This is a genomic window from Moraxella catarrhalis (assembly GCF_001656295.1).
Lineage (GTDB): Bacteria > Pseudomonadota > Gammaproteobacteria > Pseudomonadales > Moraxellaceae > Moraxella > Moraxella veridica.
Map to the genome: position 1 here is coordinate 44,143 of NZ_LXHE01000013.1, position 25,590 is coordinate 69,732.

Sequence of the window (25,590 nt, forward strand, 5' to 3'; positions counted from 1 at the left end):
GTGTCCTTTTGGTGAGTGCGCTAAGGTGATTTTAATGGCAGATTGGTTGATAAAATTTTAAAAACTTTTAGGGAAATTGACCAAGTTGGGCTATAATAGCAGGTTCGTTTGGGTGTATTTGCTCATCGACTGTCTGAACTTTAAAGCTTTATAGGGATAACGACTATGAATGTACAAAGATGCGTCATCGGCAATTGGAAATTAAACCCAGCAACCAAGTCGGCGGCACATGAGCTGGCACAGGGCTTGAGCGGTATAGCTTGTGATGCGGTCAGGGTTGGCTGTACACCAAGTTTTACCCATGTATCGACTGTGGCAGATGTCTTGGCAGGTACGCCAATTTGGGTGGGTGCTCAAGATATTTGTGCGTATACCCAAAGTACGGGGGCGTATACGGGCGATGTGTCTGCTGAGCAGCTGAGTGATTTGGGCGTAGGCTTTGTCATTATTGGGCATTCTGAGCGTCGCAACTATTATCGTGAAGATCACAGCTTATTGGTTGAGAAAATGAAGCACGCATTTGCTGCAGATTTGAGCGTTGTGTTTTGTATTGGTGAGACCAAAGAGCAATATCAAGCCAATCAGACCTTATCAGTACTTGATGATCAGTTATCAGTATTACAAACCTTTCGTGTGCCACGGGGCAAGCTTATCATTGCTTATGAACCTATTTGGGCGATTGGCACAGGTCTGACACCCACCACTCAAGAAGTCATCGCAACTCATGCACATATTAAGTCAGTCTTAGCATCGTATCACTTTGAAGGCGTCAGTGTGCTTTATGGTGGCTCGGTGAATGAGCAAAATGCTGCTGAATTTGCTCAAGCTGAAGGTGTTGATGGGGCATTGGTCGGAGGTGCTTCTTTAAAATTAGATACCTTTACACAGATTATTGCTGCATTTGAGTCAGCATCGTAGCTTGTTTTATTTTTGCATACCATACGATTGGGAAATTTATGCTTACAATTCTTTTAGCCATTCATATTATTATTGCCATTGTCATGGTGGGTTTTATTTTGATTCAACATGGTAAAGGTGCCGATGCAGGTGCATCTTTTGGCTCAGGTGCAGCAGGTACAGTTTTTGGTGCGGCAGGGTCGGCAAACTTTCTAACACGCACAACCGCAGTGCTTGCGACAATCTTTTTTGCAACAAGCCTTGCACTGGCTCACTTCGCCCAAAAACAAGCCGAAGATCAGTTACGCTTGGATGTGCCAGCCGTTGTCAGCGAGACACCGAATACCCCCGCCAACTAAGTAATGATTTTGCTTGCAATTGACAGATTTTTTGGGTAGAATACTCCGATATTTTATTTTGCGATCGTGGTGGAATTGGTAGACACGCTATCTTGAGGGGGTAGTGCTTCACGGCGTGAGGGTTCAAGTCCCTCCGATCGCACCAAATTCAATTTCTGGCTTATCTTTAGGGATTTTTTGCTTGAATTAGGCATCAATCACTGCCGATAGATATAAATAACTCATAGACTTGACTGGTAGCCAGATTACTTAGCTAAAAATTTTTAAAAATCGCTTGACATTAAAAAAATATTCTATATAATAGGTATTCTAAATTGATGCGGGGTGGAGCAGTCTGGTAGCTCGTCGGGCTCATAACCCGAAGGTCGTTGGTTCAAATCCAGCCCCCGCTACCATTTTTTAAAATCCTAAGCGTTGCCAAATTGCAATCTTAGGTAGCTTAATATATTAAATTAAGCTGTCGGCTGGTATTATGATTGCCCACCAACCTTGTGTTATGTGGGTTTTTTTGTATCTAAAACAAATTCATCACTAAAATAACGCTTATCACTCATGATGGGTTATACGATGTTATAATAGTGCTTTATAGACTGTTGTGATAAGTACCGCCGTTTTGTAAATATTATTTTAGGAATTATCATTCAATCATGAAACCATCAAGCAAAATTGCTGAGCTGACCGAATTGATTGCCCCTGCGGTGGCTGCCTGCGGTGTTGATTTGTGGGGCATTGAATTTATGCCTCAAGGTCGTAAATCATTACTGCGTATTTATATTGAATCACTGCCCGAAAATCGAGCGGCAGGCGAGCATGTGACCATTGAGGATTGTTCAGCGGTTAATCATCAGGTTTCTGGTGTCTTAGATGTTCACGATCCAATTGCGGGCGAATATGTCCTAGAGGTGTCAAGTCCGGGTTTTGATCGTCCTTTATTTACGCGTGAGCAGGTAGCGGCATATGTGGGCGAGATAATTAATCTACGTCTGATTCATGCCATTGGTAGCGGTGATACAAAACGCCGCAAAGTAGTGGGCCGCTTGATGAATGTGGGCGAAGACACTATGACAGTTGTCACCGAAGATAAGCTTGAATTTAATATTGCATTTGATAGCGTGGATAAAGCACATTTGGTGTACGAAGACTGATTTATTTGGTCTTGTGCCTGTCATATGAGATTGCATGGTGAAATGGTGCAATCATTGCATAAAAATTAATCAATATCAATGAACCCAAAGGATCTACAGATGAGTCGTGAAATTTTGACTGTGGTTGAGACCGTCAGTAACGAAAAAGGACTAAATCCTGAAGATATTTTTGAGGCGATTGAGCAAGCGCTTGTCGTCTCAACCAAGAAAAAAGTCTATACCGAGCAGCCTGAAGTTGCCATCCGTGTACATATTGATCGCAAAACGGGCAATTATGATACATTTCGTTATTGGACAGTGGTTGCTGATGAAGATCATGAGATGCCAGCGTGTCAGCTTGCGATCAGTGATTTGGACGAAAACGAATGGCAAATTGGCGATGTCAAAGAAGAACAAATTGAGTCGATTGAATTTGGTCGTATCGCTGCCACGCAAGCCAAACAAGTGATCATCCAAAAAATCCGTGAAGCTGAAAGAGCTTTGGTGGCTGATGCGTTTGAGTCGCGTATTGGTGATTTAATCAGTGGCGAAATTAAAAAACAAAGCCGTGATGCTTATATTGTGGATTTGGGTGAAGGTGGTGAAGGTTATTTGGCAAAAGATCAGACATTGCCGCGTGAGACATTGCGTGTTAAAAGCCGAGTTTCTGCCATCTTATCTCAGGTCAATCGTGATGGTCGTAGCCCACAGCTGATGCTTTCACGCACTAATAATGAGATGCTGATTGCTTTGATGAATAAAGAAGTGCCAGAGATTAGTGAGCAGATTATTGAGATTCGTGATGTGGCTCGCTTACCTGGTTTACGCGCTAAAATTTCGGTAAAAACCAATGATCACCGTATTGATCCTGTGGGTGCGTGTATTGGTATGCGTGGTACGCGTATTCAAGCAGTACAACAGGAGCTAGATGGTGAACGCATTGATGTGATTGTTTGGAATGAAGATCCAGCACAATATATCATCAGTGCGCTTGAGCCTGCTGATGTCAGTGGTCTTGTGCTTGATGAAGATGCCAAAACTGCTGAAGTGATTTTTGCGACCAATGATCAATTAGCACGTGCTATTGGCTCTCAAGGTCAAAATGTTCGCTTGGCTTCTGAACTGACTGGCTATAAGCTGAACATGATTTTGGAGTCTGAATACAGCGAACGCCAAGCTTCTGAAAATCAAGCAGTGATTGACCTGTTTTATGAGCGCTTGGAGCTTGATCACGATTTGGCGGAAGTGTTGGCGGAAGTGGGTTTTGCCGACATCGAAACCGTGGCATACGCACCAGTAGAAGAGTTCTATGACATTGATGGCTTGGATGATGAAACCATCGCCGCCATCCAAGAGCGCGCCAAAGAAGTGATCATCAGTGATGAGATTGCCAAACAGCAAAATATCAAAGAACCAAGCGCAGAACTTTTGGCTTTAGAAGACATGACGCCTGCGATTGCTTATAAATTGGCCGAGCGCGATATCATTACGCTGGATGATTTGGCAGAGCAAGCCATTTTTGATATCGAAGATATCGAAGGCTTGGATAGCCAAAGCGCTGGTAAATTCATTATGGCAGCGCGCCAATCATGGTTCGAGTAATCATGGGCGCAGCAGTCGTAGGCGCACAGCAATGAGCGTGCAGCCATTAAAATAATTTTGCCAAGCCTAAAGGTTTGGCAGACAATACACAAAGTGGGCAATGTTTGGCAGCGATGCCAAGCCCACTTGCCAAACCAAAACAACTAGGTGATATGAATGGCAAAAACAGTTAAACAACTTGCACAAATTTCAAACACAACAACTGAAACCATCCTAAAACAGCTTGCTGATGCTGGTCTACCAAGTCGCGGTGAAGACGATCTTGTCACCGATACCGAGCAAGATAAATTAGTGGCTTTTTTAAAGCAAAGCCACGGCGAGCAGCCAAAATCTCGCATCAGCCTAAAATCTAAAACCACTTCAACCGCTCAAGTCACAGGAACGTCAGGCAAAGCAAAAACGGTCAATGTCGTGCGCACAAAAAAAGTAGTCTACGAAAAACCAGATCCTGCTAAGATCGAAGCAGAAATCGCCGCTCAAGCCAAGGCTGCCGAAGAAGCACGCCTAAAAGCCGCTGAAGAAAAACAAGCCGCCGAGCGTAGCAAGCAAGAAGCCGCCGAGCGTCAAGCAGCAACTTTGGCTGCGATGCGTGCAAGCAGCGAGCCTGCAAAAAATAGTGAAGCTAACGCCACAGTCGTCATCAAAAAGGTGAAAAAGCCAGAAGATGCCAAGCCTGCTGACAAAGTAGAAAAAACCGAGAAGAAAAAGACCATCAAGCCAGTTAAGCAAGAATCTGCCGCTGATAAAAAAGCGCGCGAAGCACGTGAGGCTGAAGAAGAGCGCTTGCGTCAGATGGAGGCAGAAACACGCCGTAAGGCTGCTGAAGAAGCCCAAAAACGCACGCTAGAGCAGATGAAACAAATGGCATCTCGCTATAGCGAGACTGATGATGGTGCTACTGCCGCCATTGTTCGCACCAAAGATGATGCGCCGCTGGCTGATGGCTTGGTGGGCGCTGCTCTAGAAGAATCATTTGAAAAAGAGCGCCGCGAAATCAAACGAGGCGCGGCAGGTACTGCTGGCAGAGGCGCCAAAAAAGGTCGCAAAGGTCAGCAAGAAGAGCGTGAAATCAAAACTCGCTCAAAAGGTTTGAAATCGTCTCAAGCCAATAAGCATAAGTTTGAGATGCCTGTTGAAAAAATTGTCCATAATGTCGAGGTAGGCGAGAGTATCGTTTTGTCTGATTTGGCTCAAAAAATGGCAGTCAAAGTGCGTGAAGTCATCAAATCATTGATGAAAATGGGCGAGATGGTACGTGAGTCTGACACTATCGATCAGATGACAGCCGCACTGGTGATTGAGGAATTTGGACATAATTTCATTCCAGTCAGCGATACCCAGCTTGAAGATGATTTGCAAGTGGCGGTTGATGAAAAATCAGGTAATGTACAAACACGCCCACCTGTGGTAACTATCATGGGTCATGTTGACCATGGTAAGACGTCGCTATTGGATAAAATTCGTGCCACCAAGGTTGCCAGCGGTGAAGCGGGCGGCATTACGCAGCATATCGGTGCGTATCATGTCACTACAGACCGCGGCGTTATTACTTTCTTGGATACGCCAGGTCACGCCGCCTTTACTGCCATGCGTTCGCGCGGTGCACAGGCGACAGATATCGTGGTGCTAGTCGTTGCGGCAGATGATGGCATGATGCCACAAACTGAAGAAGCCATTGACCATGCGCGTGCGGCAGGTACGCCCCTGATTGTTGCGATTAACAAGATGGATAAAGATACCGCCGATCCTGACCGTGTGATCAATGAGCTATCAGTCAAAGAAGTGATCCCAGAAGAGTGGGGCGGCGATACACCTATGGTCAAAGTCTCTGCCAAATCAGGCATGGGCATTGATGAGCTCTTAGAAGTCATCAGCATCCAAGCTGAGCTGATGGAGCTTGAAGCGCCAGTTGATGGTGCGGCCCAAGGTGTGGTCATCGAGTCACGCTTGGATAAAGGACGAGGTGCTGTGGCAAGCTTGTTGGTCAAGCGCGGTACGCTCAATCAAGGTGATTTGGTTTTGGCGGGCGAATACTATGGTAAGGTTCGTGCCATGACCGATGAAAATGGTCAGCGCATCAAGACCGCAGGCCCTTCGATTCCTGTTGAGATTTTGGGTCTACCAGAAGCACCCGCAGCAGGCAGTGAATTTTTAGTGGTATCTGATGAGAAAAAAGCCCGTGAAGTTGCTGATTTTCGGGCAGCACGGGAGCGTGAACGCACGCTTGATCGTCAAAATAAAATGCGACTTGATACCTTATTTGAAAGCATGGGATCGGCAGAAGTTGCAACTTTAAATATCATCTTAAAAACAGATGTCCGTGGTTCATTAGAAGCGTTATTAAATGCATTAGATGAGCTTTCAACTGATGAAGTTAAAGTGCGTGTGATTAGCTCAGGCGTTGGTGCGATTACCGAATCTGATGTTATCTTGGCAGAATCAAGTGAAGCGGTATTGCTTGGCTTTAATGTCCGTGCTGATAATGCAGGTAAACGCAAGGCAGATGAAGCGGGCATAGATATTCGTTATTATAGCGTTATCTACGGTCTTATTGATGATGTCAAAGCGGCAATGAGTGGCATGCTTGCACCAGAGCATCGTGAGCAGATTTTAGGTATCGCCGAGGTTCGTGATGTCTTTCGCTCAAGTAAATTTGGTGCAGCAGCAGGCTGTATGGTTCAAGAAGGTACCATTTATCGCAATAAGCCAATCCGAGTCTTGCGTGATGATAAAGTCATCTTTACAGGCCATTTGCAATCTTTGCGTCGCTACAAAGACGATGTCAATGAGGTAAAAGCAGGTATGGAATGTGGTCTTGCGGTCAAGGGCTATGAGGTTGCCGTGGGTGATAAGATTGAGGTCTTTGAGATCCATGAAGTGAAACGAGAGCTATAATTGTGATGATGGCGTTTGGGTGTATTGTTTAAAATCATGCAAATGATACGCCCAAAAGTTAGCATTTAGTCACTCCATTTAATTATTGATTTGATTTAATAAATTTTAATTGAATTTTTAATAAATTATTGGTCTGATAGTTCAAAAAGATTGGTGTTAATGCACCAATCTTTTTTATTGATAGAATCTATGATATACCGCTGCATGCACGAAACAAACTTTTATCTGATAAATCTACCAAATGAATTATTTGGTATAATCTAGGTCATCATTTTGAATCACTAAATTTTCACCTTCTTGTATATCCAGCACTTCTTTTTGTAGTTTGGTGGTAAAAACATGCTCACGCTGAATGGTTTGGGTGTTTAGGTGAATATCTTCAATGGCGTGAGCTGTTTTTGTGACTGTCGCAGTCTCACAATACAACAACATCTCAATTGGTGTATCTGGTGTTAATGAACACACCTGACCGTTGATGGTAATTTTAGCGTGTGTGGCTTTTGTGTTGTCAATAATATTGACCAAGTCATCATCATTTGATGGTCTTTCGTGACCTGCCAAAGAAGTATCATCTTGTTGATAGGTGATGACAAGATGCTCTTCAGTTAAGGTGATGGGAATATTAACGGTGCGTGTGTGTATCTTTTTGGATAAAATCACCTTACCTGTATTAACACGCTGTTTTTGAACTTCAGCCCTTTCTTCCAAAAGCTCTAAGGTTTGAGTATCATCAATTGTATGTGGTGTTTTCATTATATTATTTCCTTAAAATTTTTAGGTCTTTAAAAATTTCTTTGAGATTTGGTTTGGATTAACCAAAGCCAGCTTTTAAGTATTGATTAAATTTAAAAAAAGCCAGAGCATTGCCCTGACTTTTTGGATGTTTGACTGATGCGATTTACTCATTCAAGTCAAAGTTTGGGTTGGGTCAGATTATAGACCACGAGCACGGCGTACTTCATCAGCGGTAATGCCTTCATAGTTGACCACATTGCCATTTTTATCAACCACATTGCCTAAATCATCAACATTAAGCTCTTCACGCTGAATGGTTTCTAAAATGGTCTCTGTGCGAGTTTCTGAAGTTTTGCCTAAGGTGACCTCTTCGGTGACATAAGTTTGTTTGGTCACATTGGCTCGCTCAGCTTCTAGCTCAACGCTGATGGTGTCTGCACCCGAATCATTAATACGGCGATCTGTTGGGCGATCTACAGCGGTACGCTCAATGTGAGCATGCTCTTCTTCTAAATCCACCTCAACACGGCGTTCTTCGGTAACCACATGCTTACCAAGGCTAACAATGCCTGCTACGATACGATCTTTATTGACTGTTAAGCGTTCTTCTAACAGCTCTAGCGTATTTGGAGCATGATAATGGCTTTCATCTAACTCAAGACGGCTTTCTGCAGGCAGTGTCTCTGCTGCATAAAATTCACGGTCTTTATTATATTGTTCTTCATAGGTATAGCTATAATTTTGATCATAGCCTTCCATTGCTTCTACTTGCTCTTTGGTCAGACTGTCAAAATATACCTCATCGCCAACAATGCGAGACAATCCTGCTGGAACCAAAACCTCTTTTGAGAAGAACCAACCACCAGCATCAACCACTAGGTAGCGAATCTTACCTGTGTCTACCTCAACCAATACATCTTGTACTTTACCAAGTTTTTCTTGACCGATGCCATAAGCAGTTTTGCCGATTGGGTTATAATAGTCATCTCCCAATACTTCACGGTTGGTGGCTTCAATGTCATACAATCGTACTAACTTACTCATCATACTTCTCCCTTTGTTTTGTTGATCTGATTGATGGCTCAATCAGGATTTTTAATCTTTTTATATACCGCTTAAATTTAAGATACAAATTTAAACTATCGAGGTAACCTAATATCATCAAAACGATAAAATGATTTATCTATTTATCTGTTAGCTACTTCTTGATGTCTAGCGATACTTTTAGTATAAAGAATTTAAAATTTTGTACTAAGCGTTTTTTGTCAATAATTATTATGGTTCAATTAACTATTTATAAACCAAAGTAACCCAATGTAACTTTAAGTAAATTTCATGATTTTTTGAAAATTGTGTTGATTATCGGTGACTGTGGGCAAGCTGATTGGTGGAATTCACTGTTTTATCATGCCTTTGATTTTAAAATCAGTGCTACTTTTAACGAGTATGTTTAATAAGTAAGATAATCAAATATAAAAGCAGATAATAGGATAAATCAGCACAAATGCAATTCATTGGTTTTATTAAAAAAATGGGCTATACTACTATCATGAAATTTAAATTTTTAACAATATTTTAATAACATATCTATTTAGAGGACTTATGAATCAACGATTACAGCGACTTGCTGACCAAATTCAGCGTACTTTAGCCATTTTAATCCGAGATGAGATTAATGACCCACGCCTGACAGGATTTGTGACCATTTCTGGTGTGAAGGTTAGCCCTGATTTGGGCTATGCTGATGTTTATGTAACCATTTTAGAGCCAAGTCAAGATGGTGGTATGAATAGTGAGGCACATGCTCAAAGCTTAAAAGTACTTAATACTGCTGCTGGATTTTTGCGAACTGAGCTGGCACGCACTATGAAAACACGCACCACACCACGCTTAAGATTTCATTATGATGAGGTGACCGCTCATGGTAATCGCATGATGAGCTTGGTTGGTCAAGCCATGCAAAAAACCCAAGAAAGTGAAAAAAACTATTTGGATGAAGAGCATCAGTTGGATGATGATAAATAATGATGAATCAATCGACCAAAAAAGTGGTGATTTCAGGCATTTTATTATTAGATAAGCCTGCTGATATCAGCTCGCACAGTGCTTTGGCAAAAGCTAAGTATTTATATCAATCCGAGTTGCATGATTCTAAAAAAGCAGGTCATACAGGCACGCTTGACCCTATGGCAACAGGACTTTTGCCGATATGTTTTGGTGAGGCAACCAAATTTGCACAGTATGGGCTTAATGCAGATAAAAGTTATGTCGCACTGTTAAGCTTAGGCGTGAAAACAGATACTGCTGATAGATATGGTCAGGTGATACAACGCACTGATGTACCAAGCTTTAATCAGCAAACACTTAATGGGATTGCCAATGCTTTAATGGGCAAACAAATGCAAGTGCCGCCTATGTATTCCGCCTTAAAAAAAGATGGTAAAAAACTGTATGAATATGCACGATTAGGCGAGGTGGTCGAGCGTGATGCCAGACCTATTATCATACATGATTTGACACTCACAAAACTGGATAATACCACAATTAAACTGATTGTCTCTTGCTCAAAGGGGACTTATGTGCGTGTGCTGGGCGAAAGTGTGGCAGAGCATTTGGACTGTGTGGGGCATTTAACGGATTTGCGTCGCACGGCCACAAGCGGTTTTGATGTGGCTGATGCGGTCGGTCTTGATGTGTTAAGCCAGTTATCATTGCCTGATAAAATCAATCGACTATTACCTGTGGATGCTTTGATGACGCATATACCCATTTTAAGCATTGATGGTTTGGAAGCTGAGCGACTAAAAATGGGGCAACGATTAAATGTCAAAGACCGTCTAGATAGTTTGCTTGGGTTTGATGATGTGTTGCTGGTGCGACTGTATGCCCAAGATGTATTTATTGGGCTGGCAGAAGTATCCAAAAGCGGACGATTACAGCCTAAAAAATTGGTCGCATAATCAGTCATTACGCATCAGTTTTTGGTATGGTGAACGGTTTAAAGATTTCGCTACTTTGGCAAAATTTTTGTAACATTGTGACTGTTTTATGACAATACGCATTGACACATGTACTATTTAAATCGTATAATAACTTTGCTTAAATAAGCTTACTTTGTAATAAAAAGGTCAGATAATGAAAAAATTAATTTTAGCAACAGTTTTGGCAGGTCTTTCAACTGCCGCTGCAGCCAATGTTTTGGTTAATAACGGTTATTATGTTCAGGGTGATGTCGGTTATTCTAAACTGAACTTCAAATTTGATGACGAAAAGATCAAAGATGATGATGTCAGCTATACCGTGGCTGTGGGTAAAGATACAGGTATGGTTCGTTACGCTTTAGATTATACTAATTTTGGTAAAATCAAAGGGTCTGGTACTGATGTTACGGAATTGCCTAATGGAGCTGTTAAGAAAGAAGTCTACTGGGGTGAACTAAAAGCACATTCTTTGGGTTTGTCTGCTATCTATGATTCTGAGACAGTATCTGGATTCACACCTTATGTGGGCGGTCGCTTGGGAATTAATCAAGTAAAAGTTGAAGACTCAGAGGTTGTTACAACAACAGCTCCGCTTAGCATTACTCAAGAAACCTATTACGATAGTGAAAAGAAAACCAAAGTTGGTTTTGGTGTTTTGGCTGGCGCACAGTACGCCATCAATCCGCAGCTTGCCGTTGATGCTGGCGTGGAATATAATTACTTGGGTAAATTTGAAGAAACTAAAGTTCATCAATATGGTGCAAAAGTAGGTCTTCGCTATAACTTCTAAGCAAAATCGTTGATTTTAAACTTACTTAAACCAAACCCGCCGGCACTCCACACCGACGGGTTTTTTGTAAAAAGTGATAAAAATCAGTAAAACAGCTGACAGCGGTTTAAAAAACTGTTATAATTTATTTTTAGATGCCAAATGGCGTAGGTAAGCTTTAGCAATGCGATGCTTGCCTGAATTTATTTGCATTGCTTAGTAAGGAATGAATGATGTTAACTAATAAAGATCGTGAAGCGGTAATTGCAAAATATCAGCGTGGCGAGAATGATACTGGTAGCCCAGAGGTGCAAGTGGCTTTATTGACCGCTCGTATTAATGACTTGCAAGATCACTTCAAAGCACACAAAGCCGACCATCACAGCCGCCGTGGTCTAATCCGTATGGTAAACCAACGCCGTAAGCTATTGGACTACCTAAAAGGTAAAGATTTGAACCGCTATACTGACTTAATCGGTTCATTGGGTCTACGCCGTTAATTTGTCCTTGTGGCATTGGGTTTTTAACCTGTATACGATACCGAAAACGGCGTGCTTTTGCGTGCCGTTTTTTATTAATTATTTGTTTATTCATTATTTAAATCATCAATCGCATTGAGCATGAATTTAGAACTCTAAGGCATGACATGAAACGATGTTATGCCTTAGGGCTTTAGATTATGCCAATCAATGCCTATTATATAAAAGGATCAATTTATGTTTAATCCCATTCGTCAAGAATTTCAATATGGCAACCAACAAGTTGTTTTAGAAACAGGTCGCATTGCTCGCCAAGCCAATAGTGTGCTTGTGCATATGGGCGGGGTGTCTGTCTTGGTTGCTGTGGTCGTGCGTCCTGAAGCCATTGCTGGTCAAAACTTTTTTCCTTTGACGGTGAATTATCAAGAAAAAATGTACGCTTCGGGAAAAATCCCAGGCGGTTATGGCAAGCGTGAAGGTCGTGCGTCAGAGTTTGAGACGCTGACTTCTCGCTTGATTGATCGCCCAATCCGTCCGCTATTTCCAGAGGGTTACTTTAACGAAATTCAGGTAACAGCAACAGTCATTTCATCAGATAAAACCCAAGATGCTGACATTGCAGCGATGATTGGGGCATCAGCAGCGTTAGCAATTTCACCAGCACCATTTAATGGTCCTATCGGTGCTGCTCGTGTTGGCTTTATCAATGGTGAGTATGTACTCAACCCAACTTTGGCTGAGATGAAGCAAAGTGATTTGGATTTGGTCGTGGCAGGTACCAAATCAGCGGTACTGATGGTTGAGTCTGAAGCTAAAGAGCTGTCAGAAGACCAAATGCTGGGGGCGGTGCTTTATGGGCATGGTCAGCAGCAGGTGGTGATTGATAATATCAATACATTCGCCCAAGCGGTAGGTAATGCCAAGCAAGAATTTGTCGCCCCTGCCATCAATGAAGAGCTAAACACCCAATTAAAAGAGCAGTTCACCGCTAAGGTCAGTGAAGCCTACACGATTACCGTCAAACAAGACCGCTACGCACGCTTAGATGAGCTTGCCGCAGAAGCTTTGGCACTGGCAGGCGATGAGACAAGCGATGACTATGCCGACAAGGTTGCCCAAATCAAAGAGCTGTTTGAAACCCTAAAATATCGTACCGTGCGTGATAATATCTTATCAGGCAAGCCTCGTATTGACGGACGAGACCTAGAAACCGTGCGTGCCTTGGATATTCAAGTGGGCGTGTTGCCTTATACACACGGCTCGGCACTATTTACTCGTGGTGAAACTCAAGCGTTGGTTGTAACCACTTTGGGTACAACACGGGATGTGAACCTTGTGGATACGCTGGCAGGCACGAAGCAAGACCATTTTATGCTACACTATAATTTCCCACATTATTCAGTGGGTGAGACAGGTCGTGAAGGTGCACCAAAACGCCGTGAAATTGGACATGGTCGCTTAGCACGCCGTGGCGTTCAGGCTATGCTTCCAGCCGCTGAACGCTTCCCATATACCATTCGTGTGGTCTCTGAAATCACCGAGTCAAATGGTTCATCATCTATGGCGTCTGTCTGCGGTGCGTCGTTATCTTTGATGGATGCAGGCGTACCCCTAAAAGCCCCTGTTGCAGGCATCGCCATGGGACTGGTCAAAGAAGGTGAGCGTTTTGCTGTGCTGTCGGACATTTTGGGTGATGAAGACCACTTAGGCGATATGGACTTTAAAGTTGCAGGTTCGGTAAATGGTATCACAGCTCTACAAATGGATATTAAGATTGAAGGCATTACCGCCGATATTATGGAACAAGCCCTAAAACAAGCACACGCAGGTCGTATCCATATCCTAAACGCCATGAATGAGGTCATCGCAACCTCTCGTACTGAGATTAACGCTCATGCACCAAATTATGCCACCATCACTATCAATCCTGAAAAAATCCGTGATGTGATTGGTAAAGGTGGTGCGACCATTCGTCAGCTGACTGAGGATACAGGTGCAACCATTGATATTGATGATAACGGCACAATTCGTATTTTTGGTACAGATAAAGCATCAACGCGTGCTGCCATTACTCAAATTGAGGCGATTACCGCTGAGGTTGAAGTGGGTACGGTGTACGAAGGTACGGTTGCTCGCATTGTTGATTTTGGGGCGTTTGTTACCATTTTACCAGGCACAGATGGTCTGGTACACATCAGCCAAATCTCTGATGAGCGTGTGGAGAATGTGAGCGATTATCTAAAAGAAGGTCAAACTGTCAAGGTTCAAGTTCAAGACATTGATAATCGTGGTCGTATTAAATTAACCATGAAAGGTGTTGAATAATAAGTAACCTTAGCATCATATGGCTTTAAAAACCGCTCTTTTGAGCGGTTTTTTAATGATTTTGGTTAAAGATGGTAAGTACCCAAGCTTGAGTAATCTAAATCACTTGAACAGCTAATCATTCTACCCACCACGATGATAAGGGTGATGATTAATCAGACTCATCGCACGATACAACTGCTCTATGACAATGATACGCACCAACGGATGCGGCAAAGTCAGCTCCGATAATGACCATTTAAAATCTGCTGCTTGCAATATCTCAGGCGAAACGCCATCAGCACCACCAATCACCAAGGCAATGTCTGCACCATCTTGCATCGCCACACTCAGCTTATCACTAAAATGCTCAGTAGACAGCATTTTACCCTTAACTTCAAGCAGCCATAATCGCTCTTTTGGATGTTTGGCATTTAAAATTGTCGTCGCTTCGATGGCTTTATATTTATCAATCTCGGCAGGTGAGGGGGTTTTGCCTCGTTTGGCGGGAGGTAATTCCACCATCTCAACACTAATCATGGGCTGAATGCGTTTGAGGTATTCTTCAAAGCCTTGTTGTACCCAATTTGGCATTTTATGCCCAATACTTAAAATTCGTAATTTCATCAAAGCTTCCTATGGTTTTGATACCATTTTACTTAAAATTTGCCAAAATTTCATCGCAAAATAACATAACTGATGGCGAAAATGACAAAATTTTGTTATTCTAAGCAATTTACCAGCAAATTTATCAAGCAGCTCAAGCATAGCCTTGGGTCATAAAAATACATGGAGTAAACGATGATAACAAATACAGCAGTGTCACACAGCCCACAGTACGATGATTCTGAATTTGAATATGCAGGATTTTGGATACGATTTGCGGCATGTATTGTCGATAATTTAATTATTATGATTATATTTGCACCGTATTGGTTTTATAATTATCAGCAGATGGCGGCTATGCCCGTTGACCAGATGCCGCTTTATAGTGCTGGGGATGCCATCCTACACTTGGTGATTGGGGCGGCGGTTGTTTGGTTTTGGGTAAAAAAAGGTGCAACACCAGGTAAAATGCTCTTTGGGCTGCAAGTCCGTGATGCCAAAACAGGGCAATTTATCAGTGTGCCAAGGGCATTATTGCGATATTTTAGTTATCTGATTTCATACTTAATTCTTTGTTTGGGATTTATTTGGGCTGGTTTTGATAAGAAAAAACAAGGCTGGCATGATAAAATTGCCAAAACTGTTGTGGTAAAACGCATTCGCTAATGAATCGCCAGTTAAAAAATAAAACCATCAAACGCAAGCAGGGCGATGTGTTTGAACAGTTGGCGGTAGATAAACTTAAACAAGCAGGCTATGAAATTATTGTAACCAACTTTACCGCCCCATTTGTTGGTGAGATTGATATTATCGCCAGACAGGCTTTGGAGCAATCGCACCGTTTGGTGCAGCCAAGATTTTGTACGGTATTTGTTGAAGTGCGTAGCCGAACAAGTTCTGTGTATGGTACAGCACTTGAGAGTGTCACCTCAAAAAAGCAGGCAAAAATCTACCAAACAGCAGAACGATTTTTAATCAATTATCCCAAATATATTGATGATGTATACCGTTTTGATGTCATGGTTTTTGATTTGGCTGATGGATTGATTGAACATGAATGGATAACAAATGCGTTTTGATTGGCTAAATGGTCGTGAACTAAAATCAACTAAAATCAATCAAGCAATCCGTAACTTTACGACAAGATACATCCCAGTAATATGGAAACATAGCATGATGAAAAAATTATTAATCGTTTTGACGAGCATGGCAATGATTGGCTTGACAGCATGTGCCAGCAATGGCACGCAAAGTGTCGGCGCTGATGCAATGGGTCGCACCATTCCTGAGCGTATCAGTGACAGTAGCATTGAGCTTACTGCACGCCGTAATCTTGCAACCATTCCGGGCGTCAGTCCAAATGCAGTGCGTATTGATATTGCCAGTTTTCGCCGAGAAGTTTTATTGACTGGCGAAGTACCCAGTGAACAGATTAAGATTGAAGTTGGGCGTACGATTGACTCGATGAGAGATGTCGAAAAAGTCTTTAATTATTTGACTGTCGTTGAGACACCAAAAAGCCAAAGCCATACTTTGCATGAAAATTATTTACGCTCAAAAATCAATACCCGCTTACTAACCAACCGCCATCTTAAATCATCACAATATAAGGTTATTGTTCGTGACCGTACTGCGTATGTGCTGGGTTATTTGACATCCGAGCAGCAAGGTCATATCTTAGAAGCCATTCAAGCGACACCTGGTATGGAGGCTGCGGTAACTTTGACGACTTTGGTGAGTGTTCAGGAATTGGAAAATTATACCGATCATAAAGTGAGTACTAAGGTGAGTACCGAAGCGTATACCAACGATGATGGCTATGATGCCGTGGTGGCAAAGCCTGATACACAAGAAGATAGTGGCTATATATTGCAAGAAATTTATACGCCCAATGCCAGTAATGTAGCTCCAGCCAATACAGCACCTGTATTTGAGATCTACCAATAGCGATTTGTACCATCATCTATCATGGTAATTTGGTGGCATATTTGGCAGCGTTTGATGATAAATGTTGCCAGATTTGATATAATAATGTAATTATTTTGGGTGGATTAACCGCCCTATGGCAACGAGAAAACCTATGAATGCACAAGCTTTAATTGAGCTACTTCGCCCACATTTTGCCGATGCCCACATTGATGCGGTGAATGAAGGTAATAAATTTGAATTGTTGATTGTTGATGATGCCTTTGAGGGCAAGCGTTTGGTTGCGCGTCAGCAGATGGTTTATACACTTGTTAATCAATATATCCAAAACGGTGCAATGCACGCTTTGACGATTCATGCGCTTACGCCTGCAGAATACGCCGCCAAAAAAGCTTAAGCTTAGGGATAAGTTATGGATAAGTTTAAAATCACAGGTGCAAGTCGTATCGTTGGTGAGGTCACCATTTCAGGTTCAAAAAATGCCGCGCTGCCACTGTTGGCAGCAATGTTGCTACCCAATGGTGAAACGGTGCTTCATAATGTGCCGACACTCAAAGATACAGCCACTTTGATTGAGCTGATTGCAGGCACTGGCGTAAAAATCTATAAAGAAGGTAATATGGTCACAGCAGATGCCAGCGTCGTGACAGATTACTATGCACCTTATGAGTTGGTGCGTACGATGCGTGCATCGATTTTGGTGTTAGGTCCATTGCTTGCACGCTTTGGTGAAGCGGAAGTCAGTTTACCAGGTGGCTGCTCCATTGGCTCACGACCTGTGGATCAGCATCTTAAGGCACTAGAAGCCATGGGTGCAACTATCGAAGTTGAAAATGGCTATGTTAAAGCTCGTGCACCGGCAGGTGGTCGCTTGATCGGCTGTGATTTTAGCTTTGATATGGTGACGGTCGGTGGTACCGAAAATATCATCATGGCAGCAACGCTTGCTTTGGGTACCACGCGCTTAGAAAATTGTGCCACCGAGCCCGAAGTGGTAGATCTGGCAAATATGTTGGTTGCCATGGGGGCTAAAATCAGTGGTATCGGTACAACGACGATGGTTATTGAGGGCGTTGAGAGCTTGCATGGATGTGAATACAGCGTGATCGCAGATCGTATCGAAACAGGCTCTTATTTGGCGGGCGCACTCATGAGCCGCGGCGATGTCTTGGCGCTCAATACATCGGCAGAGTTTTTACATCCTGTACTCAAAAAATTTGAAGCCATGGGTGCGACGATCACCACAGGGGATGACTGGATTCGTGCAGTGATGACCACGCGTCCAAAAGCGGTTGACATCCGCACTCAAGTACACCCAGGATTTCCAACCGATATGCAAGCACAGCTGATGGCGGTGTGCTGTTTGGCAGAAGGTACAAGCACGATCATTGAAAACATCTTTGAAAATCGCTTCATGCACGTGCCAGAGCTTCAGCGTATGGGAGCAAATATCCGCATCGATGGTCATACTGCCGTCGTTGAAGGTGTCGAAAAGTTCATGCCAGCCCCTGTGATGGCAACCGATTTACGAGCATCCATGTCGCTTGTGATGGCGGCAGCGTGTGCTGAAGGTGAGAGTATCATTGACCGCATTTATCATATCGATCGTGGTTATGATGATGTGGAAAATAAACTGCGTGGGTTGGGCGTTAATATTGAGCGTATCAAAGCCTAAAGCGGTTAAGACTTTGACGCCATTTTCACCAAATCACACCCAATCTTTTACTATCTAAACGGTGGCAGCGGCAACTGATGACAACCATGACAGAAAATTTTTCAGGCTTAACCATTGCTCTATCAAAAGGGCGAATTTTGGACGAAACCTTGCCTTTGTTTGCTAAGGCAGGTATTGTACCGCTCGAAGACATTAATAAGTCTCGAAAGCTCATTTTTCCGACCACGCATCCCAATGTTCGTTTACTGATTTTGCGAGCTTCTGATGTGCCAACCTACGTAGAGCATGGGGCGGCGGACATCGGCGTCGCGGGCAAAGATGTCTTGATGGAATACGATGCGCAGATTTATGAGCTGCTTGACTTAGACATCGCCAAATGCCGTCTAATGACTGCAGGTGTCAAAGGCGCGGTGCTGCCCAATCGCCGCTTGCGTATCGCCACCAAATACACCAATGTAGCACGCAACTATTTTGCGTCTCGTGGTGAACAAGTAGACATCATCAAGCTGTATGGCTCTATGGAGCTTGCCCCTTTGGTGGGGCTTGGTGATTTGATTGTGGATGTTGTGGATACGGGAAATACCTTGCGCGCCAATGGGTTAGAGCCTTTGGAAACCATCTGTCAAGTGTCATCGCGCTTGATTGCGAATCCTGTCAGCCACAAGCGTAAATTGGTGCAGATTGAGCCAATTTTACAGATTTTGGAAAAAGCAGTCCTAGAACAAGGCGCTTAAAGATCATGGAGCACCTATTTGTTTATGGGACGCTCGCTCCTGGCAAATCTAATCATCACATCATGAGGCCGATTTTGGGTACTTGGCAGCAGGCCGCGGTCAAGGGGGTGATGGATGAGATGGGTTTTGGTCTGACAGGCGGCTACCCTGCTTTGGTGTTTATAAATCAGACAACACAAACGGTGCAAGGGTGGCTGTTTGGCTCTGATGACTTGCCTTTGCATTGGGAGAGATTGGATGCTTTTGAAGGGGCGGCGTATCAGCGTGAACGTATCATGGCAACCACCCAGACAGGCGAGTGTGTCAGTGCCTATGTGTATGCTTTGCATCGCAAACTGTATCCCTTATTAGATGTATCATTTAAAGAAAATTGGGGCAATCAATGACAAGCAAACCACACAAACGCCTGTTTTTGACCGCATCTTTTGCTGATGTGGCGGTTGGTTTTGATAAATTTTTGCCTGATTGCCAAGGTAAAACCGTTGCCTTTATTCCCACCGCTTGCGATGTTGAAGAGTACACCAAATTTATGGACGATGACAGGCAGGCGTTTATGGATTTGGGCATGGTGGTTGATGAGCTGGATTTATCAGCGATGGATTTTGATACGCTTTGCCAAAAAATCACCGGCAGCGATTGTGTGTTTGTTGGTGGTGGTAACACCTTTTATTTATTATCCATGCTCAAACACACAGGACTTGATAAACTTCTCATACAAGTCATCAATGACGGCAAGCCCTATGTCGGCACATCAGCAGGCAGTATCATTACCGCCTTTGACATTGAGTATGTGGCACAGATGGACGACAAACAAAAAGCCCCACTTTTGACAGATACGGCAGGCTTGGGCGTGGTGGATTTTTATGTGTTGCCCCATTTTGACAATCCGCCCTTTGTACAAGTCGCCCATAAGATTTATGACCAATACCACACAGAACTTGCCCTAACGCCGATGAGCAACCATCAAGCGGTCATGGTCATTGATGACACCATACAATTATGTTCATTTTAAGAGTAGCCATGACAAACATAAAAATTTTAAACAGCCAAGATGATAACTTTGACAGCCAGTTAAAAGACTTACTTGCTTTTGAGACGGTAACCGACAGCGCACTGATTGCCACGGTCAATGACATCATTGCTAAGGTGCGAGAAAGCGGTGATGAAGCGGTGCTAAGCTATACCCAACAGTTTGATAAGCACCCCGCTGTCAGCATGCATGAGCTGTTTGTCAGCGCTGATAAACTAAAAGCGGCATTTGATGGCTTAACCGATGACGTCAAACACGCCTTAGAATACGCCGCCAAGCGGATTTTTGACTTTCATCAGCATCAAGTGGAGGCAGGCTTTCGTTTTACCGACCATTTGGGCAATATTTTGGGACAGAAAGTCACGCCCCTTGACCGTGTGGGCATTTATGTGCCAGGGGGGCTGGCAAGCTATCCGTCCAGCGTGCTCATGAACGCCATACCTGCCAAAGTCGCTGGCGTTGGGCATATCACCATGGTTGTTCCTGCACCTAATGGCGAGCTAAATCCCTTGGTACTCGCGGCGGCATATTTGGCAGGCGTGGACAGCGTGATTACCATCGGCGGGGCTCAGGCGGTGGCAGCATTGGCATACGGTACAGACAGTATTGCCAAAGTAGATAAAATTACAGGACCTGGCAATAAATATGTCGCTGCCGCCAAGCGTGCGGTGTTTGGGCAAGTGGGCATTGACATGATCGCAGGGCCATCAGAAGTGTTGGTCTATGCCGAAGGTGAGCCTGGTGATAATGCTGAGTGGCTGGCGATGGATTTATTGTCGCAAGCTGAGCATGACACAGTGGCACAGGCGATTTTTGTGACCACGTGCCCCAAGCAGTTGCAAGCGGTCAAAAATGCCATTGATGATGCCTTGGCAGTTTTGCCAAAAGCCGATATCGCCAAAGAGGCGCTTGCCAGTCGCGGAGCACTGATTTTGGTCAAAGACCGAGAAGAAGGGATTGCCATCATCAATCAAGTCGCCCCTGAGCATTTGGAGCTGTCACTGAATAACCCTGAAGAAGTGGAGCAATATGTACGCCATGCAGGAGCAATCTTTCTAGGAAGGCATACGCCAGAAGCCATTGGCGATTACTGTGCAGGTTCTAACCATGTCTTGCCAACATCAGGCACGGCACGGTTTAGCTCACCGCTTGGGGTCTATGATTTTACCAAAAAAACCTCGCTTATCTATTGTACACCAAATGGTGCCAAACCTTTGGCAAAAACAGCAGATATTTTGGCAGTACAAGAAAACTTGGACGCTCATGCCTTATCGGCACGCTATCGTCATAATGATTGATATTGATTTGAATCATTTGGCATAATTAAAATCTCTGCAGCAGATAAGCACATCATAGTTAACATCTTAATAAAAGCGTCGGATAATCATGAGTATTGACAACCGTTTATGGAGCACTAAGGCAAAAAATCTTAGCCCCTATGTACCTGGCGAGCAGCCCAAGCATGATAATTTGGTCAAACTAAATACCAACGAAAACCCCTATCCACCAAGCCCAAAAGCGGTGATGGCAATGCAGGCAGTGCTTGCTGATGAGGCGTGTGCATTGCGGCTTTATCCTGAACCTGAGTCAGACGAACTTCGCCAAGCTTTGGCGGATTATTATGGGCTTGGGTTAGATGAGGTATTTGTTGGTAATGGGTCGGATGAAGTATTGGCATTGGTATTTGCATGTTTTTTTATGAAACAGCGTCCATTATTGATGCCAGATATTAGCTACAGCTTTTACCCTGTTTATGCTGATACCTTTGGTGTCACAACCCAAAGCATCCCACTTAAGGACGATTTTAGCATTGATATAAAAGAGTATCATCAGTCGTGTGATGGTATTATCTTGGCAAATCCTAACGCACCAACAGGGCGGTTGTTGCCCATCGAAGATATCAAAGAACTGATTGCCATGCACCCTGATGCGGTGGTTGTCATTGATGAGGCATATATTGATTATGCTGATAATGTCAAGCAGGCATCTGCGGTGAGCCTGATTCGCCAGTTTGATAATTTGGTGATTACCCAAACTTTTTCAAAATCTCGTGCTTTGGCAGGCTTGCGTGTGGGTATGGCATTTGCCAATCCAAATTTGATCGCGGCTTTGACGGCGATGAAAAATAGCTTTAATTCTTATCCGCTTGACCGCATCGCCCAAGCAGGTGCCAAAGCCAGCGTCGAAGATGTGACCTATTTTGAAGATCAGCGCACTCAGGTCATCAAGCTTCGCAAAGCACTCACCCAAGACTTGCAGGCGCTTGGCTTTACAGTGCTGCCTTCAGCGGCGAATTTTGTCTTTGCCACCTTAGCTGCTCATGATGCAGCAGACATTAGCGATCGTCTGCGTCAAGAAGGCGTGATTGTGCGTCATTTTAAGCAGCCGCGTATCAAAGACTATCTGCGCATCAGTGTGGGCACACAAGCTCAAAACGAGCGACTGATCGAAGTACTGACACATATTTTGTCAGTTGATAATTAATTTACTGACCTGCTTGATCGGCTTGTCCATAAAGGCTTGCCAAGATTTTAAAATTTTAAAGCAGCTTAAGATGACTTAAGCAAATATTAGCCGTTTGCGTGCTTAGCACCAAATTAGCCAAAAGGAAGTCACCATGACCATCATTAAACAAGATGATTTCATTCAAAGTATCGCCGATGCATTTCAGTACATTAGTTACTATCACCCAACAGATTATATCGAAGCTTTGGTTGAGGCTTTGGAGCGTGAAGAAAACCCTGCTGCCAAGGATGCCATGACCCAAATTTTGGTTAATAGTCGTATGTGTGCCGAAGGGCATCGCCCCATTTGCCAAGATACGGGTATCGCGACGGTATTTTTGAAAGTTGGCATGAATGTGACTTGGGATGCGACCATGAGCGTTGAAGATATGGTTAATGAGGGAGTTCGCCGTGCTTATAATCATGCTGATAATACCCTGCGTGCTTCGGTACTGACTGACCCAGCAGGCAAACGCCAAAATACCAAAGATAATACCCCAGCGGTCATCCATATGCAGATTGTGGCAGGTGATAAAGTGGAAGTGACTTGTGCGGCCAAAGGTGGCGGTTCTGAAAACAAATCAAAGCTTGCCATGCTAAATCCGTCAGATGATATTGTTGACTGGGTACTAAAAACTATCCCCACGATGGGTGCAGGCTGGTGCCCACCTGGTATTTTGGGTATTGGTATTGGTGGCACACCAGAAAAAGCCGCCCTGCTTGCCAAAGAATCTTTGATGAGCCATATCGATATTCATAAACTTAAGCAAAAATCCGACTCTGGCGCCCAGCTGTCTACGACAGAAGCGTTACGCTTGGAAATTTATGATAAAGTCAATGCATTGGGTATTGGTGCACAAGGTTTGGGTGGATTGACAACAGTATTGGATGTCAAAATTTTAGATTACCCAACACATGCCGCTTCAAAACCTGTGGCAATGATTCCAAACTGTGCCGCCACACGCCATGTAGAATTTGAGCTTGATGGTTCAGGTCCCGTTGAGCTTGTGCCACCAAGCTTGGATGTGTATCCAGATGTGACTTATAATCCTGAAAATGGTAAGCGTATCAATGTCGATACATTGACCAAAGAAGAGGTAGCCAATTGGCAAACAGGTGATGTGCTTTTACTGAGTGGTAAGATTTACACAGGCCGAGATGCTGCACACAAGCGCATGACAGATATGCTCAATAATGGCGAAACGCTACCAGTTGATTTCACCAATAAAATTATCTACTATGTTGGCCCTGTTGACCCTGTGGGTGATGAGGTGGTTGGTCCTGCAGGCCCAACAACAGCAACGCGTATGGATAAGTTTACCCGTCAAATGCTGGAGCAAACGGGTTTATTGGGTATGATTGGTAAATCAGAGCGTGGTGAGGCAGCTTGTCAAGCGATTGCTGATAATAAGGCGGTCTATTTGATGGCAGTGGGCGGCTCGGCCTATTTGGTTTCTAAGGCGATTAAAAATGCCAAAGTTGTGGCATTCCCTGAGCTTGGTATGGAGGCGATTTATGAATTTGAGGTTTGTGATATGCCAGTGACTGTGGCAGTGGATAGTAGCGGCAGTTCGGTACATGCAACAGCACCAAAGATTTGGCAAGCTAAAATTGGTAAAATTCCAGTGGTAGAAGCTTAACCAATTCTTAGCAAGCATATTTTGCCATATTACCCTAGGTTATCTTAGGGTAATTTTATCTAAATTTAAGTAAATTTAGTAAATTTAATATTTTTAAATTAAAATAACAGAAAAATAAAACCGCCCAAAGCAACTGAACGATTTGGGCGGCATAAATCAAAGCTTAAATGGCTATTACTCTACCGAAGCACTCAGCTTCATGTCAATATTGCCCTGAACAGCTTTTGAGTAGGGGCAAACGGTATGCGTTTTTTCAACCAATGATAACAACTCATCTTCGGTGATATCGCCATTACTGGCAACAACATGAATAGCTCCAGTTAAAAAGAAGTTAGAATCACCTTCTTTGTTAAGCTCAATCGTTACCTCGGTTCTGCTATCAAATGATTTGTCAGCTGATTTTTTGACAAGCCCTAAAGCACCATCAAAACATGCAGCATACCCCATCGCAAAAAATTGCTCTGGGTTATTGCCCTCTTGCTTTGTGCCAGGGGCAACCATGTTGTAACTTTTATCGTCATCTGAAAGAGTGGCAGTACCAGTTCTTGCACCACTAACGCTAGCGGTTGTTTGATAGATTTGACTCATCATTTACTCCCAGTTGTTGTTGTGTTTCTTTGATTGTAGCAAATCATCATATAAAGTCAAGTAAAATACTTTATCATACCCACCAATACAAGACAAAAAAAAGAAGAACCCAAAATGGATTCTTCTTTTGTGTCAGTAAATAACTTTGAACAGTTAAAACTGTTTTATGATTATTTAGCTTGTTCAGTTGCTTCAGTTGCAGCAGCTTGAGCAGCTTCAGCATTAGCTTGAGCTTGGTCAGCAGCAGCGTGAGCATGAGCAGCTTCAGCAGCGGTAGCATCACCAGTCATAGCGTCAGCTGCCGCAGCAGATGCTTCGTTGGCAGCAGCAGTTGCGTCAGCCGCAGCTTCAGCCGCAGCTTCAGCTGCATCAGCGGCATTTTCACCAGTTGTAACAGCAGCTTCGTTGGCAGCAGCAGTTGCGTCAGCTGCTGCTTCAGCTGCAGTGGTAGCTGCATCTTGAGCTTGTTCTTGTGGTTTTGAGCAAGCGGTTAGTGCTAGAGCAGCGATTAGTGCAGATGCGATTAGTTTGATTTGCATGATAAACTCCAATGAGGTAAATATTCAATAAATATTTGACAGAAAAATACCTATGGATAATTAATTGAGCATTGTTTAAATCTCAATATCAGATTTAAAAATATCAATCATCTATCCATAGGTTGACACATATATGTATCAGTATACAATAACTTAGCAAAGATAAAAAGAAAATTTTGTTATTAGCTTAATAAAAATGTAAC

Annotated in this window: 26 protein-coding genes and 2 tRNA genes; 23 read left to right on the top strand and 5 right to left on the bottom strand. The window is 43.4% G+C overall.

All coding sequences use genetic code 11. The features are described from left to right. Positions 1–165: 165 nt before the first annotated feature. The 7 genes from tpiA (at position 166) to infB (ending at position 6,877) form a co-directional block, all read left to right on the top strand. On the top strand, positions 166–918 hold the full coding sequence (gene tpiA, locus AO382_RS05660) for a triose-phosphate isomerase (protein WP_064618893.1): 753 nt from the start codon (positions 166–168) through the stop codon (positions 916–918). 38 nt (positions 919–956) lie between these two features. Further along, on the top strand, positions 957–1,256 hold the full coding sequence (gene secG / locus AO382_RS05665) for a preprotein translocase subunit SecG (protein ID WP_064618896.1): 300 nt from the start codon (positions 957–959) through the stop codon (positions 1,254–1,256). Positions 1,257–1,316: 60 nt separating this feature from the next. Continuing rightward, positions 1,317–1,401 (top strand) — tRNA-Leu (locus AO382_RS05670). A 173-nt stretch (positions 1,402–1,574) separates the two neighbouring features. Further along, positions 1,575–1,651, top strand: a tRNA-Met gene (locus AO382_RS05675). Positions 1,652–1,903: 252 nt separating this feature from the next. After that, entirely contained in the window at positions 1,904–2,401 is a 498-nt protein-coding gene (gene rimP, locus AO382_RS05680; RefSeq protein ID WP_064618899.1) for a ribosome maturation factor RimP, read from the top strand. Between the two features lie 99 nt (positions 2,402–2,500). Beyond that, on the top strand, positions 2,501–3,982 hold the full coding sequence (nusA, locus tag AO382_RS05685; RefSeq protein WP_064618901.1) for a transcription termination factor NusA: 1,482 nt from the start codon (positions 2,501–2,503) through the stop codon (positions 3,980–3,982). A 156-nt stretch (positions 3,983–4,138) separates the two neighbouring features. Continuing rightward, entirely contained in the window at positions 4,139–6,877 is a 2,739-nt protein-coding gene (infB, locus tag AO382_RS05690; protein WP_064618904.1) for a translation initiation factor IF-2, read from the top strand. A gap of 246 nt (positions 6,878–7,123) precedes the next feature. Here the strand turns inward: infB and AO382_RS05695 are convergent, their stop codons facing one another. Next, complete coding sequence (locus tag AO382_RS05695) at positions 7,124–7,630, bottom strand: YsnF/AvaK domain-containing protein (RefSeq protein WP_064618907.1); 507 nt, start codon at positions 7,628–7,630, stop codon at positions 7,124–7,126. 180 nt (positions 7,631–7,810) lie between these two features. After that, positions 7,811–8,659 (bottom strand): DUF2382 domain-containing protein, encoded by an 849-nt coding sequence (locus tag AO382_RS05700; RefSeq protein ID WP_081258239.1) that lies wholly within the window; start codon positions 8,657–8,659, stop codon positions 7,811–7,813. Between the two features lie 555 nt (positions 8,660–9,214). Here AO382_RS05700 and AO382_RS05705 point away from each other — a divergent pair. From AO382_RS05705 to pnp, 5 genes are all read left to right on the top strand, one after another. Then, positions 9,215–9,637, top strand: a complete 423-nt coding sequence (locus tag AO382_RS05705) for a ribosome-binding factor A (protein WP_064602598.1) — start codon at positions 9,215–9,217, stop codon at positions 9,635–9,637. A gap of 2 nt (positions 9,638–9,639) precedes the next feature. After that, the gene (truB, locus tag AO382_RS05710) at positions 9,640–10,572 is read left to right on the top strand and encodes a tRNA pseudouridine(55) synthase TruB (protein ID WP_064618910.1); all 933 of its coding nucleotides are present in this window, start codon (positions 9,640–9,642) and stop codon (positions 10,570–10,572) included. Between the two features lie 175 nt (positions 10,573–10,747). Next, positions 10,748–11,383, top strand: coding sequence for an opacity family porin (locus AO382_RS05715; protein WP_064618913.1), 636 nt, complete (start codon positions 10,748–10,750; stop codon positions 11,381–11,383). A 209-nt stretch (positions 11,384–11,592) separates the two neighbouring features. Then, positions 11,593–11,862, top strand: coding sequence for a 30S ribosomal protein S15 (gene rpsO / locus AO382_RS05720; protein WP_036331213.1), 270 nt, complete (start codon positions 11,593–11,595; stop codon positions 11,860–11,862). A 216-nt stretch (positions 11,863–12,078) separates the two neighbouring features. Further along, a complete protein-coding gene (gene pnp, locus AO382_RS05725; protein ID WP_064602595.1) occupies positions 12,079–14,166 on the top strand; it encodes a polyribonucleotide nucleotidyltransferase in 2,088 nt (695 codons plus the stop codon). 123 nt (positions 14,167–14,289) lie between these two features. On the opposite strand, the gene rlmH is transcribed toward pnp, so the two are convergent. Then, positions 14,290–14,772, bottom strand: a complete 483-nt coding sequence (gene rlmH, locus AO382_RS05730; RefSeq protein ID WP_064606463.1) for a 23S rRNA (pseudouridine(1915)-N(3))-methyltransferase RlmH — start codon at positions 14,770–14,772, stop codon at positions 14,290–14,292. A 174-nt stretch (positions 14,773–14,946) separates the two neighbouring features. Here rlmH and AO382_RS05735 point away from each other — a divergent pair, with 174 nt between their 5' ends. The 11 genes from AO382_RS05735 to AO382_RS05785 all read left to right on the top strand — a co-directional run bounded on the left by AO382_RS05735 (position 14,947) and on the right by AO382_RS05785 (position 24,260). Further along, positions 14,947–15,417 (top strand): RDD family protein, encoded by a 471-nt coding sequence (locus AO382_RS05735; RefSeq protein WP_064618916.1) that lies wholly within the window; start codon positions 14,947–14,949, stop codon positions 15,415–15,417. Next, the gene (locus AO382_RS05740) at positions 15,417–15,830 is read left to right on the top strand and encodes a YraN family protein (RefSeq protein ID WP_064618919.1); all 414 of its coding nucleotides are present in this window, start codon (positions 15,417–15,419) and stop codon (positions 15,828–15,830) included. The genes AO382_RS05735 and AO382_RS05740 overlap by 1 nt, the downstream gene beginning before the upstream one ends. Before the next feature lie 94 nt (positions 15,831–15,924). Continuing rightward, entirely contained in the window at positions 15,925–16,698 is a 774-nt protein-coding gene (locus AO382_RS05745; protein WP_064619000.1) for a BON domain-containing protein, read from the top strand. Between the two features lie 133 nt (positions 16,699–16,831). After that, a complete protein-coding gene (locus AO382_RS05750; RefSeq protein ID WP_064602591.1) occupies positions 16,832–17,074 on the top strand; it encodes a BolA family protein in 243 nt (80 codons plus the stop codon). Between the two features lie 15 nt (positions 17,075–17,089). Beyond that, a complete protein-coding gene (gene murA, locus AO382_RS05755) occupies positions 17,090–18,352 on the top strand; it encodes a UDP-N-acetylglucosamine 1-carboxyvinyltransferase (RefSeq protein ID WP_064618922.1) in 1,263 nt (420 codons plus the stop codon). 77 nt (positions 18,353–18,429) lie between these two features. After that, positions 18,430–19,086, top strand: a complete 657-nt coding sequence (gene hisG, locus AO382_RS05760; protein ID WP_064618925.1) for an ATP phosphoribosyltransferase — start codon at positions 18,430–18,432, stop codon at positions 19,084–19,086. Between the two features lie 5 nt (positions 19,087–19,091). Beyond that, the gene (locus AO382_RS05765) at positions 19,092–19,472 is read left to right on the top strand and encodes a gamma-glutamylcyclotransferase (RefSeq protein WP_064618928.1); all 381 of its coding nucleotides are present in this window, start codon (positions 19,092–19,094) and stop codon (positions 19,470–19,472) included. After that, positions 19,469–20,098: a Type 1 glutamine amidotransferase-like domain-containing protein gene (locus AO382_RS05770; RefSeq protein ID WP_064618931.1), complete on the top strand. Its 630-nt coding sequence runs from the start codon at positions 19,469–19,471 to the stop codon at positions 20,096–20,098. The genes AO382_RS05765 and AO382_RS05770 overlap by 4 nt, the downstream gene beginning before the upstream one ends. Before the next feature lie 8 nt (positions 20,099–20,106). Further along, the gene (gene hisD, locus AO382_RS05775; protein WP_064618934.1) at positions 20,107–21,414 is read left to right on the top strand and encodes a histidinol dehydrogenase; all 1,308 of its coding nucleotides are present in this window, start codon (positions 20,107–20,109) and stop codon (positions 21,412–21,414) included. A gap of 88 nt (positions 21,415–21,502) precedes the next feature. After that, positions 21,503–22,600, top strand: a complete 1,098-nt coding sequence (gene hisC, locus AO382_RS05780; RefSeq protein WP_064618937.1) for a histidinol-phosphate transaminase — start codon at positions 21,503–21,505, stop codon at positions 22,598–22,600. A gap of 133 nt (positions 22,601–22,733) precedes the next feature. Continuing rightward, complete coding sequence (locus AO382_RS05785) at positions 22,734–24,260, top strand: fumarate hydratase (RefSeq protein WP_064618940.1); 1,527 nt, start codon at positions 22,734–22,736, stop codon at positions 24,258–24,260. A 174-nt stretch (positions 24,261–24,434) separates the two neighbouring features. On the opposite strand, the gene AO382_RS05790 is transcribed toward AO382_RS05785, so the two are convergent. Together AO382_RS05790 and AO382_RS05795 are read right to left on the bottom strand one after the other, a co-directional pair. Then, positions 24,435–24,848, bottom strand: a complete 414-nt coding sequence (locus tag AO382_RS05790; RefSeq protein ID WP_064611685.1) for an Ohr family peroxiredoxin — start codon at positions 24,846–24,848, stop codon at positions 24,435–24,437. 170 nt (positions 24,849–25,018) lie between these two features. Then, positions 25,019–25,387 carry a hypothetical protein gene (locus AO382_RS05795; RefSeq protein ID WP_064618943.1) on the bottom strand — a complete coding sequence of 123 codons (369 nt, stop codon included), beginning with the start codon at positions 25,385–25,387 and terminating at the stop codon, positions 25,019–25,021. Between the last annotated feature and the right edge of the window lie 203 nt (positions 25,388–25,590).

Excerpts from the sequence above, each read along its gene's own strand:
- hisC (WP_064618937.1), top strand. The coding sequence starts at position 21,503 with ATGAGTATTGACAACCGTTTATGGAGCACTAAGGCAAAAAATCTTAGC.
- pnp (WP_064602595.1), top strand. The coding sequence starts at position 12,079 with ATGTTTAATCCCATTCGTCAAGAATTTCAATATGGCAACCAACAAGTT.
- AO382_RS05750 (WP_064602591.1), top strand. The coding sequence starts at position 16,832 with ATGAATGCACAAGCTTTAATTGAGCTACTTCGCCCACATTTTGCCGAT.
- AO382_RS05790 (WP_064611685.1), bottom strand. The coding sequence starts at position 24,848 with ATGAGTCAAATCTATCAAACAACCGCTAGCGTTAGTGGTGCAAGAACT.
- AO382_RS05795 (WP_064618943.1), bottom strand. The coding sequence starts at position 25,387 with ATGCAAATCAAACTAATCGCATCTGCACTAATCGCTGCTCTAGCACTA.
- AO382_RS05700 (WP_081258239.1), bottom strand. The coding sequence starts at position 8,659 with ATGATGAGTAAGTTAGTACGATTGTATGACATTGAAGCCACCAACCGT.
- AO382_RS05705 (WP_064602598.1), top strand. The coding sequence starts at position 9,215 with ATGAATCAACGATTACAGCGACTTGCTGACCAAATTCAGCGTACTTTA.
- truB (WP_064618910.1), top strand. The coding sequence starts at position 9,640 with ATGAATCAATCGACCAAAAAAGTGGTGATTTCAGGCATTTTATTATTA.
- tpiA (WP_064618893.1), top strand. The coding sequence starts at position 166 with ATGAATGTACAAAGATGCGTCATCGGCAATTGGAAATTAAACCCAGCA.
- AO382_RS05715 (WP_064618913.1), top strand. The coding sequence starts at position 10,748 with ATGAAAAAATTAATTTTAGCAACAGTTTTGGCAGGTCTTTCAACTGCC.
- AO382_RS05735 (WP_064618916.1), top strand. The coding sequence starts at position 14,947 with ATGATAACAAATACAGCAGTGTCACACAGCCCACAGTACGATGATTCT.
- rimP (WP_064618899.1), top strand. The coding sequence starts at position 1,904 with ATGAAACCATCAAGCAAAATTGCTGAGCTGACCGAATTGATTGCCCCT.
- rlmH (WP_064606463.1), bottom strand. The coding sequence starts at position 14,772 with ATGAAATTACGAATTTTAAGTATTGGGCATAAAATGCCAAATTGGGTA.
- nusA (WP_064618901.1), top strand. The coding sequence starts at position 2,501 with ATGAGTCGTGAAATTTTGACTGTGGTTGAGACCGTCAGTAACGAAAAA.
- murA (WP_064618922.1), top strand. The coding sequence starts at position 17,090 with ATGGATAAGTTTAAAATCACAGGTGCAAGTCGTATCGTTGGTGAGGTC.
- AO382_RS05745 (WP_064619000.1), top strand. The coding sequence starts at position 15,925 with ATGATGAAAAAATTATTAATCGTTTTGACGAGCATGGCAATGATTGGC.
- rpsO (WP_036331213.1), top strand. The coding sequence starts at position 11,593 with ATGATGTTAACTAATAAAGATCGTGAAGCGGTAATTGCAAAATATCAG.
- AO382_RS05740 (WP_064618919.1), top strand. The coding sequence starts at position 15,417 with ATGAATCGCCAGTTAAAAAATAAAACCATCAAACGCAAGCAGGGCGAT.
- infB (WP_064618904.1), top strand. The coding sequence starts at position 4,139 with ATGGCAAAAACAGTTAAACAACTTGCACAAATTTCAAACACAACAACT.
- secG (WP_064618896.1), top strand. The coding sequence starts at position 957 with ATGCTTACAATTCTTTTAGCCATTCATATTATTATTGCCATTGTCATG.
- AO382_RS05765 (WP_064618928.1), top strand. The coding sequence starts at position 19,092 with ATGGAGCACCTATTTGTTTATGGGACGCTCGCTCCTGGCAAATCTAAT.
- AO382_RS05770 (WP_064618931.1), top strand. The coding sequence starts at position 19,469 with ATGACAAGCAAACCACACAAACGCCTGTTTTTGACCGCATCTTTTGCT.
- AO382_RS05785 (WP_064618940.1), top strand. The coding sequence starts at position 22,734 with ATGACCATCATTAAACAAGATGATTTCATTCAAAGTATCGCCGATGCA.
- AO382_RS05695 (WP_064618907.1), bottom strand. The coding sequence starts at position 7,630 with ATGAAAACACCACATACAATTGATGATACTCAAACCTTAGAGCTTTTG.
- hisD (WP_064618934.1), top strand. The coding sequence starts at position 20,107 with ATGACAAACATAAAAATTTTAAACAGCCAAGATGATAACTTTGACAGC.
- hisG (WP_064618925.1), top strand. The coding sequence starts at position 18,430 with ATGACAACCATGACAGAAAATTTTTCAGGCTTAACCATTGCTCTATCA.